This is a genomic window from Pseudomonas sp. 22490 (assembly GCF_052044465.1).
In the GTDB taxonomy this organism is placed as follows: Bacteria; Pseudomonadota; Gammaproteobacteria; order Pseudomonadales; family Pseudomonadaceae; genus Pseudomonas; species Pseudomonas aeruginosa.
On record NZ_JBQENS010000065.1, the window covers coordinates 1 to 9,973 of the forward strand.

The window sequence follows — 9,973 nt, forward strand, 5'->3', positions numbered from 1 at the left end:
CAATGTCATCAACCTAAGCTGCAGCCCTGCCCAAGGCAAGCCCCCCGAAGCAGCCAGCCGCCATGGCCGTCGGGCGATGACCAGGCCTCTGCCGCTCAATCAGGCGGTCTAGCTGGGCTGGCGGTGATGTGATCATCGTCTGTTCCGGCTGTCTAGGCGAGATTTCTCGTCCTCCGGACGAGCCTATGCCGACCGCTTGTGGCCAGCTTTTTTTGCACGGAGGTTGGGCGGTGGTGTTTCTTCAGCGCGTCGGTTTGTAGCCCTCACAACCTCGGCTGGCTGCGCGTTTGCGTTGGCGCGCAAAGCTACGGCCTGAGCGTACGGCACTGAGGCTTTTAGCCATCAAGGCCAGCACATTGCTCAGCCCCTGAGCACAGTGCCGCACCAGCAGCTCGACCAGGGTATTTTTGAGCCGTGACACGCCTTGGGTGAAGTTGACTTTCCATCGCAGCTTGCGACCTTTGTGGCGCTGTTCGATGACCGGCTGTAGCAGGTGCTGCATCAACAGCGCCAGGTTCTTCAACAGTTGAGCGGCATGAAAGTCCTGCTTTACAGCGGTCACGCTGCGGCCGCTGAAGTTGTCCAGCGTCAGGGTTTGTTTGAGGCGACGGAAGTCGGTTTCGATGCCCCAGCGGCGGTGGTAAAGCTCGGCAAACACCTCAGCGGGAAAGGCTTCTCGATCCAGCAGCGAGGTCAGCAATACTTCGCTTTCGCCGTTGGCCAACTCGACCCGGATCAGTCTCAGCTCGATCTGGCTGGCAGGATCAACGCCAGCCTCGGAGCAGAACAGACGTGCTTCAGGATGGTTGGCCACGAAAAGCTGTGTGTCTTCAACTTGGCCAGAGTGTAGAAACGCTTTGACCTGGGCGTTATAGCCACAGGGCAGGCGCATCAGAAAGTGCCGCTGTTGCTGCGCGAACAGCGCGAATAACCAGTGCCCAGGGTAACCACGGTCAAACAGCGTCAGGCTGTCAGCCGGCAGGTGCTCAAGGTGCAGATGGGCACAGTCGCGCTCACCGACTGTCAGGGGCACGATCAGGCTATGCAAGGTTTGACCGTCAGCGACTTCGTAGAGTGTGGACAAGCGAGCCATGGGAAAGCCAGAGTGACTGCCAAAGAAGGTCGCCATGGTCGACTCCAGGGGTAAATGCACGGTCGAGCCATCCACCGCGAGCACCCTCAGCCCACGCCACTTCTGACGCAGCCCGAAGCAGTCAATTTGTTGCTGCAGGAGGCGATTGAGACTTTCAAATACCTCGGGGTTGAGCTTTTTGCGCGCTTTGCAGAAGGCCTGCGCAGTGACCATTTGCGTCTCAGTCGACGCCTGATTGAGTACGCGATAGAACTGATCGAGTTCGGTTTGCAGGGCCGTGCGCGGCTGATTGAGCAGGAACAGGACGAGGTTCTTGAAGGTGAGCTGGCGTCGGCGGGTAAAGTCTTGAGGATTCTGGCGGTGGGCGGCGATGAAGGCGGGACAATCGAGCGGGCTGGTTATTTTTTGTACAATTTTCAAGCCAGGGTTTGGCTGGCGGTGTCAAGCGATGCGGTATAGGTAGTCAAAAGGGCTTCTCCCATGCACTGATTTGAGCGCTAATTATATGATATTTATGGATAATTTCCAAAGTTGATGACATTGGCGTGCAACTTCATCCTCGACGAGTTCTATGTATAGCGCTGGAACTGTAGGTTCCCGGTGAAGGTAATATAAGGCGATTGCTGTCGCCATTTCGCAAAGTCTATCTGGGTCGGCCAGCGTTTCCTTAATGTTTGCTAGCAGCTCTGGAGAGGCGGCATGTGCGAGCTCGTAGAGCGCCTCGATCTTCAGCAACGCTTGCAGCACCATATTTCTTCTGTAGTCGATAGTCGGTGAGGGCTGCTCGAATCTCATTTTTGGGGCATCTCCTGCTGAACAGTCGTGTCGTTGTGATCGAGCTTGCTTCCTGCTCCTCCGTGTTGCAGCAGGAAGTGCTCGGTTGGTGCGAGTAGTTTTTTTGCTGTGTCGATCAGCGGCTGGTTCAACCCGAGTAATCAGCGTTCGGCAAGGCTTGCGGCCAAAAGCGCACGGTTTCCGTCGACCTGCTCGGGCTCGATGAGGTCCTGGGCAACCTGGCGTTTCGCGTTGAGCAGTTGCCACAGCTGCTCGTCGATCGTGCCCTCGACCAGTGGGATCTTCACCACGACCATGCGGAGCTGGCCGTTGCGGTACGCGCGGTCTTCGGCTTGTTCCTGCTGACCGGGAGTCCAGGGCAGGCCGAGGAAAAACACGTAGTTCGCCGCAGTGAGGTTGTTGCCCGTCCCGGCGGCCGCCGTTGTGCAGATGAACACCCGGCAGTCGGGATCCTGCTGGAAGCGATCGATCGCCTTCTGCCGCTTGGTGAGCGAATCATTGCCCACCAGCGTGACGCAGCCGAGCCCGGCCTGCTCGCAGAGTTCCTTCAGCGCAGCCACGGTCGGCTTGAACTCGCAGAACAGGATCACCTTGTCCTCGGCGTCGAGCTCGCTCAACAGGTCCATCGCCACGCGAACCTTCACCGTTTCCAGGTAACGCCGCAGCGCGCCGAGTCGCGCGAAGACCGGTCGGTCCTCGAGGCGCAGCACGTCGTATTGCTGGCGTTCCTCGGTGGAGAGGGCCACCTTCAGCAACTGCCGCTGCTTTCCCTTGAGGCTGGGCAGCACATCTTTGCGCCTGCGCAGCATCCAGTCACCCAGCTCCGCCCGCAGACTCTGGCGGAACTCCGGGTTGCCGGCGAAACGGTCGCAGAACTCTTTCAGCGGCAGTTGGCCGATGGGGTGGCCTGAGAGGCGAAGCAGGGTGTGCAGCTCGGTTTCACGGTTGAGCACCGGCGTGCCGGTAAGCAGGTAGCGGTTCGGCACTTGGGCGGCAATGTCGAAACCGTGCCGCGTGCATTGCGCCGTCGGTTCCTTCATCCGCTGCGCCTCGTCGATGACCATCACGGCGAAGCGCGAAGCGTTGGCGACGAAGGGGCTCAACTGCTCGTAGTTGACCAGGATCCACTGCGCCTCTGGGTTGTCCTGCTGGATAGCCACGGTGGCCGAGGGATAGACCTGCTGGATTTCGCGCTGCCAATTGATCAACAGGGTGGCCAGGGTGATGACCAGAATTGGCCTGCCCGCCGCTCGGATCGAAGCGGCGATGACCGCCTGGCGGGTCTTGCCCAATCCCATGTCGTCGGCCAACAGGGCGCTGGTTCTCTGCAGCAGGTGAGCGATGCCGGCAGGCTGGTGGGCCAGTAGCGAGTAGCCCTGAAGCGCCGCCTCGATATCAGCCGAGCTGTACTCGGTGCGCTCGATCTCTGGCACCGCGGCGAGGTAGATGTCACAAGCTGACTCGTCCTCCAGGGATGGCGCTGCCGGTTCCTGCTGTGGACCGCCGATGCTCATGCTGGGCAGCTCGGTCGCCGGTGCGAAGCTACCGTCGCTGAGCAGCTCCTGGACGGTATCCAGGATCTCGAATTGTTCCTCGGCGAGGCCAAGCTCCAGGATCAGGTTGCTGCGGAGCAGCTCAGGTGTGGCGTCGATGCGCCAGGAGCTCGATGGGCGCAGGAACACCCCGCGCATCCGCCGAGCCACCGCCACCACACCGGGATGGAACTCGCCTGACAGCAAGACGCCGCCCTCGGCCAGCGGCGCGATGCGCAGCAGCAAACCCCAGGTGAAGGCCTGTCGGTCAAGCGAGGCCTGTGCAGATTCGACCATGCCGCTGAAGTCCCGCCAAGACTGTGAGTGGAGGCCTCCAGCGAGCTCGGCGAGTCGGTTGTACAGCGAGTCCAGTTCGGGCAGCAACTTGCCCTTGGGGACCCGCCAGTAGCGGTGCAACGGATGCTCCCGGGCGCTGATGAAGAAGCCGGACAGTTCCAGCAGCGCGCGGTTGCTGCCTGCGATGTAGGGGATCTTCAAGCCGAAGTCGTAGCCGTCGAAGATAGCCCGCTGCAGAAGCGTCGAAGGAGTCGCGGAGGTACGGTTGACCAGACGTGGACGGCTCATCGGTTTTCCAACCGAGTGAGCAGCCACTTCGCCGTGGCTTCGGCGAGGCCCGCCTTCCAGCGACCATCGGCGAAGCGCGTCATGTAGACGGTCATGTCGGGCCAGTTCAGGTTCGTCGCTATGGCTCCAGAGCGAATCCGTTCCATGAACCAGCGGTATGCCTGGCCGGCAGGAGAGTCGGCCGGCACGGGGTCATTATCGAGTTCGCGCAGTTGCACCGTGGAAAGGTGCTTGGGATTCCAGGGCCTACCTAGAGGCTCGCCATGCTCACGCCTGAGCTCCAATTCGGCAGAGGCCAGCGGACGACCAGCCTCACGTACTGAGAGCAGTCGGCAGTCTCCTCGGTAGGCGGCCTGGTCGTAGCTATCGATGCAATGTGCCAGAGCGATATGTTCGGCATAGAGGTCGGCAGGACAGCGGAGCTCGACGATCTGCAGGCCATTAGGGCAATCGACAAGGCCGACATGCAGCATTCCCTCCCAGGTGGTGTACTCGTCGGTGTCGACCAGATCGGGCAGGCTGCTCTGCACTGCAGCACGCAGTTCCCTCTGGACCTGGTGGTAGTCGTCCACCAGGTTGCCAGCCTGTCGGTAGGTACAATGACCCAGATACGCTTTCAGGGCGCTGCGCGCCTGCCGAACAACCTGTGAGTTCCCTTGGTCGAGGGCGGAATAGAATTCCTTGATGTCGCTCAGCCGTGCAGTGATTGCAAGCCATGCCGGATCCTGCCAATCCGACGGGCAGCCGTTGAAGAGACGGTTGTAGTCGGGCTTGGCGTTGTGAATTTGCCAAGGGATCGCATTGTAGGCGGCATAGAATGCTGTCCATTGAGCGCGAGTGATCGGCCGCCGGTTACCTAACGATGCTGCCAGTAGGAGAGCATGCCATCCCGAATATCGGCCTTCCCGTTTGCGATGGAAGAGAGCTCCTCCCGCACGGCCGGGACTGACGTGACTAAGAAATCGAATCGAGGACCGTGGCGCCTGAAATAGCCAGGCGAAAAAGTTGATGACCGAAATCCCTTCGTCCGCGACCTGCCCAAGAATACGGCCCATATCGAGGTACAAGTCGCATGGCACGGCGGCGGCCTGCGGTCGTTCACTGTCAAGCAGGGAAAAAGGGCAAGGAAGGAAATGGCAGATGCTCTCGCCGTTGTCGTTGGTCGTCGTGTGAGGCCAGACTCCCTCCTCGCAATCCACCAGTAGCGGCGTCAAGACCGGCTGAGCCTTCAGCATCTGCAGCCGGCGCGCCTGATTGCCTTGAGCCAGCCAGTTGTAGAGCTGGGGCGAGAGGCACCGAACCGAGCAGATGGCGAACAGCAGGTCTTGGTCCAGGAGCTGTCTGAAGGTTCGCAAGACCGCTCCGATCTGCTTCAAGTAGAACTGGCGCCTTGGTGCGTAGTAGCGCTTGTTGCTGTGGCTCGGATACACGAGGCGATGTTGAAGTCCGAGATCGTCCCTGGCCATCTGTGTGGCTAGGTCGTGCGCTCGTCTGGTGTATGAGCTGAGTACAGCAACTGCGTCGTCGAACTTTTGAAGGCGCTGTAGCAGCTTCAACGCCCCTGCTGGGGACGGCGTGCTTGCCGGGATACGATGGGCAGGCTTGCACTCCCACGCACCGATTAGTTGACCGTCGAATACCTGGAGCAGTGGCCCTGCACGCATGATGGTGTAGCGCACACCGTTGTCAGCAGCGACGGTGATGCACCAGCACCTGGTCGTAGAGGTGCTGCGCAGGTAGTGACGGATGAACTTGGTTCGAGCTGTCCCTGCGAGGGAAAAATGGGTTGCCCAGGTGTTGGCAACGGCGAGCTGCCGCTCGCTGTAGCGGGCCAGGGATGGATCCTGTAGCGGCCCGCTAGGGGAGGCATTGTCGAGTGGTACCACGCGCTTGCTCCTGTGTAAGCGAGTAGCACTGTGGCCGGTTGGTGTGCTTCGGATCGATGGGAAATGTTCAGGCCACGCGGCCTGAATTTTCTTGCAGGTCTGACCGCGAGCTCAGCCTGAGATGAGACATTTCAGCCTTGCCTTCCAGCCTCGCGGTTGCTCTTCAGATGGTTTTCTCCGAATGAGGTCGATGAGTTGCTCCCGCGCCTGGGCTTCGTTCAGAGATATTTCCTCCTGAGTCTTGAGGTTCAGCCAGTTCAAAGTGGTCTGGTAGGTATCCATCTTCCAGCCAGCAGTATCTTCCCGGCCCAACTGCACGCGCTCCGGATGAACTTGTACAGGCAGCCCTTGTAGCAGGACCTGTTGCCGGAGTTGCCCGTACAGGCGGTAGAAGGCGTCGTTGACCTGGTAGTGGTTGAGCGTCACGTCGTGGAGCTGGCTCTTCTGCTGCTCGGCCAGGAAGAATCGAGCAATACAGGTGCGGTGGTTGCCGTCGGAGCCGACGTAGAAGCTCAAGCCATCGAGCGTGTTGTAGTGGATCGCGGGCCTACGCTCCGTTGGCTGCAGGTAGTAGCTCGGGTTGTCCAGCAAGGCCTGCAGGTTTCGCTGCATTCGCTTGCCGCCAGTGAGGAAGTCGAGCCAGGACCTTCCCCGGTAGTCTTTGCGGTCGGTACCCACGACGCGGAACACATTGATCGATCCCGTCTCGGTCCAGTAGTGGCTTTGAAGGAAGGCGTGCTTTTCCTGGGGGTAGGCTTCCTCCCACGACAGCAGGACCTCTGATGCCCATGCTGGCGGTTGCTCGACTTGCCTGCGCACGAAGTCGAAATTGAGGTTCCTGTCGGTGCTGGTCTGCATGTTCATGTATTTACCTATAGCCCGCGCGGGTTGTCGAAGTCAGGTTGGCCGTCCTTGGTGGGGTAGCTGACTTTGCAGCCGGTGCTGCGATAGCCGCTGCAACCCCAGAAGTCGAAGCCGCCCTTGCCGGCTTTCTTTCGGTGGACCAGGGGCAGACCGCACTTGCCGCAGAGGAAGTCACTGGCCGGCGCCGAGGGAGCGCTGGCGGTAGAGCTTGCTCGCGGGTCGCCCTGTGCGCTGGGGAGCGCGCGCAGCGTCTGCAGCTCTGACTGCAGGAGCTGGTAGAACTGCTGGACCACGTTCATGTAGGTGTCCTCGCTGTTGGCGATCCGGTCCAGGGCGACCTCGAGGTTGCGGGTGAAGTCGAGGCTGAGGAAGCTGAAGTTGTGCTCCAGGAGCGCTATGGTGGCCTCGCCCAGCTCGCCGGGGATCAGGCTTCGGCCCTTCATCTGCACCTGGCCCTTGTCGATGATGTTCTTCACGATCGAGGCGTAGGAGGATGGCCGACCAATCCCGCGGCGCTTCATCTCGCCCACCAGGCTGGCATCGGTGAAGCGTTTGGGAGGGGTGGTTTTCTTCTCCAGGACCTCGCCGCTGTAGACCTTGAGTATCTGGCCTGGCTCCAGCGCCGGGATGGGGCTTGAAGGCGTTTCGTTCTTTTGCTCCTCGGCATCATCGCCCTGCAGCAGTTTTCTCCATCCAGGCACGTTCAACAGCTTCCCTTTGGCGCCGAAGCGCAGTGGCTTTTTGTCGGGGCCGACGCCCAGGAGGGTGATGGTTCTCACTGCGTACACGGCAGCTTCGATCTGGCTGGCAAGCGCGCGAACTCGAATGAGCTGGTACAGCGCCTGCTCATCAGCAGTTTCACCGGCGGTAGCGGCCATCCAGTCGGTAGGGGTGATGGCGGGGTGGCCTTCCTGAGCGTCTTGGTCCGCTTTGAACATTCGCTGTTGCTCTACACACTTCAGCCCCAAGGCTTTGGCGACAGCACGGATATCCGGCATCGAGTCCTTCGAAATATTGGGGTTGTCCGTTCGGTGGTAAGTGATGAGCCCCTGTTCATACAGCCGCTGGGCGACTTTCATCGTCTTGTCGGGTGACCACTTCAGTGCATTTCCGGCTGCCATCTGGAGCGAAGAGGAGATGAACGGCGCCGGAGGCATATCGGTTTCTTCGCCATCAATGCAGGTCTCGACGATCACATTGCGTATAGCCCCCACCAGTTCTGCGAGTTGACGATCCTGGATATACGGAAATTCCTTGCTGGCAAACGTGGGCACTGGATCCCACTCCGCCTTCCAGGTGCGGCCGTCGCTGGGCGAAACGAAGGCCAGTTCCACCCCGAAATGCTTGATTGGTGTGAAGGCGCGAATCTCCCGCTCTCGCAGGACCACCAGGTACACAGCGACGGACTGCACGCGCCCGGCGGTGGTTGGCCTGCCCATCACGCGCCGCAACTCTGGCGTGACCAGATACCCCACCAGGCGATCGATGACGCGACGGCATTCCTGCGAGGCGACCTTCGGGAGGTCCAGGCGACGCGGCGAGCTGAGTTCGGCGCTGATGCATGACTTGGTGATCTCTTTGAAGGCAACGCGCTTGTAGTTCTTGATCCCGGCAGCCTGGAGTATGTGCCAGCCGATGCTTTCGCCTTCCCGATCCGGGTCGGATGCGACGTAGATCTCCAGAGCTTTCTGCTGCAGATCCTTCAGCCGTGCGACGGCTTTTTCCTTGCCCGAGAGGATCTGGTAGTGCGGTTTGAAATCCTGGCCCACGCCGACGGTGAGCATCTGCGGATCCTGGCCGTGAACGGGGAGGTCTCTGATGTGGCCGGCTGTCGCCTCGACCTGCCAGGTCACGTCGGGACGAATGGAGGGGAGAAGGGACCGCAGCTTTTTCAGCTTGCCCGGGGCTTCAATGATTACAAGGTGCATCGGCGGAGTCTCTCGGAACAGTCGGTCGAACTGTCGCGGTCAGAGAGCGGGCCAACAATGCGAAATGGACGGTACGCTGTTGCAGTTTTCGGGAGGTGCTGTAGAGCGGGATCGATCAGAAGTCGAGCTGCTGTTGCTGCTCCTGGGCAAACCCTTTCAACCAGGACGCCCGCATCGCAGGATGACTGTAGGGGCAGTCGAACACCCGTAGCCCTTTCCGCGCGGCCTCAGCACCAATAGCCCGTACAGTCCGGTGGGGATCGTTGAAGTGTCGTCTGTCCAGCTTGTCGGTATCGGTCGCTTTCTTTGACACACTGCACCTCGTACTGGTCGAGATTTCCGAATCGGAAGCCCTTGCCACCAGAGACTTCACGAACGGGCGGCCAAAATTAAGACAGGGAGTTTGCAGGCGCCATCCTTCGAAACTGGTTGGCGTCATACATTGCCCTTCCCACGCGAACGAGATCGGCGCGGTTTTGCTCGGACATTCCGGACATGTAATTGAGGATATCCAGCTGCTCTTGAGTGAGCGCTTTCACCGCCGCTGGAACATGTCGGCCAGTGACTACGTATAGAACGTCGACTCCGATCTCGATGGCTTTAAGCAGATAGGTGGTATCGGGACTGCGCCGTCCCTTCTCATACGAAACCTGAGTGTTCTTCGTCACCCCACAGTGCTGTGAAAAGGCGTCTTGGCTCATTTCCAGTCGAAGCCTTTCTTCCCTCAGTCGATTTCCGATCATTGTGGTTGATCCAGTTGCTCGTGTAGTGGTCAACCCATCCCGGACAGTGGGTTGAGTTTTTCTTCGGCCACCGCAGGTGGTAACCCGTCGTTGAATTGATGCGGCCTGATCCAGTTGTAGCGGTGCATCAAGTAATGACTGATGTCCCGTTGGGCCTCCTGCGCCGTCAGGTAACCCGTTGACGGGACCCACTCCGACTTCAGACTGCGGAACAGGCGCTCCATCGCCGAGTTATCCCAGCAATTCCCTCGGCGACTCATGCTCTGCTGCATCCGATAGCGCCAGAGCCGTTGCCGAAACAGGCGGCTGGCGTACTGGCTGCCCTGATCTGAATGGAACAGCACCTGCTGTGGCTTGCCGCGCTGTTCGTAGGCCATGTCCAGGGCCTTGATCACCAGTTCGGCATCCGGCTTGGCCGAGAACGCCCAGCCGATCACCCGCCGGGTATGCAGATCCAGCACCGCGGCCAGGTAGTGCCAACGGCCTTGCGCCCAGACGTAGGTGATGTCGCCACACCACACCTGATTGGGATGCTCGGTCGCGAATT

The 9,973-nt window shown here is 60.1% G+C and carries 9 protein-coding genes and 1 pseudogene; all 10 read right to left on the bottom strand.

Annotated elements, in window-relative coordinates:
• Positions 1–241: 241 nt before the first annotated feature.
• Positions 242–1,513: an IS4-like element ISPa1635 family transposase gene (locus ACTJJX_RS34385; protein ID WP_004423958.1), complete on the bottom strand. Its 1,272-nt coding sequence runs from the start codon at positions 1,511–1,513 to the stop codon at positions 242–244.
• Positions 1,514–1,594: 81 nt separating this feature from the next.
• On the bottom strand, positions 1,595–1,888 hold the full coding sequence (locus tag ACTJJX_RS34390) for a hypothetical protein (protein ID WP_049881459.1): 294 nt from the start codon (positions 1,886–1,888) through the stop codon (positions 1,595–1,597).
• Positions 1,885–2,019, bottom strand: a complete 135-nt coding sequence (locus tag ACTJJX_RS34395; protein ID WP_033179080.1) for a hypothetical protein — start codon at positions 2,017–2,019, stop codon at positions 1,885–1,887. The genes ACTJJX_RS34390 and ACTJJX_RS34395 overlap by 4 nt, the downstream gene beginning before the upstream one ends.
• A 9-nt stretch (positions 2,020–2,028) precedes the next feature.
• Positions 2,029–4,005: a DEAD/DEAH box helicase gene (locus ACTJJX_RS34400; RefSeq protein WP_010792226.1), complete on the bottom strand. Its 1,977-nt coding sequence runs from the start codon at positions 4,003–4,005 to the stop codon at positions 2,029–2,031.
• Positions 4,002–5,891, bottom strand: coding sequence for a hypothetical protein (locus ACTJJX_RS34405; protein WP_003448700.1), 1,890 nt, complete (start codon positions 5,889–5,891; stop codon positions 4,002–4,004). The genes ACTJJX_RS34400 and ACTJJX_RS34405 overlap by 4 nt, the downstream gene beginning before the upstream one ends.
• 111 nt (positions 5,892–6,002) lie before the next feature.
• Positions 6,003–6,755, bottom strand: coding sequence for a hypothetical protein (locus ACTJJX_RS34410; RefSeq protein ID WP_003120982.1), 753 nt, complete (start codon positions 6,753–6,755; stop codon positions 6,003–6,005).
• An 8-nt stretch (positions 6,756–6,763) separates the two neighbouring features.
• A complete protein-coding gene (gene topA, locus ACTJJX_RS34415; RefSeq protein WP_003120981.1) occupies positions 6,764–8,683 on the bottom strand; it encodes a type I DNA topoisomerase in 1,920 nt (639 codons plus the stop codon).
• 115 nt (positions 8,684–8,798) lie between these two features.
• On the bottom strand, positions 8,799–8,996 hold the full coding sequence (crpP, locus tag ACTJJX_RS34420; protein WP_003109353.1) for an ICE-associated protein CrpP: 198 nt from the start codon (positions 8,994–8,996) through the stop codon (positions 8,799–8,801).
• 76 nt (positions 8,997–9,072) lie between these two features.
• The gene (locus ACTJJX_RS34425) at positions 9,073–9,426 is read right to left on the bottom strand and encodes a helix-turn-helix domain-containing protein (RefSeq protein ID WP_003120979.1); all 354 of its coding nucleotides are present in this window, start codon (positions 9,424–9,426) and stop codon (positions 9,073–9,075) included.
• Positions 9,427–9,455: 29 nt separating this feature from the next.
• A pseudogene (locus ACTJJX_RS34430) lies at positions 9,456–9,973 on the bottom strand (IS3-like element IS222 family transposase); the annotation flags it as partial.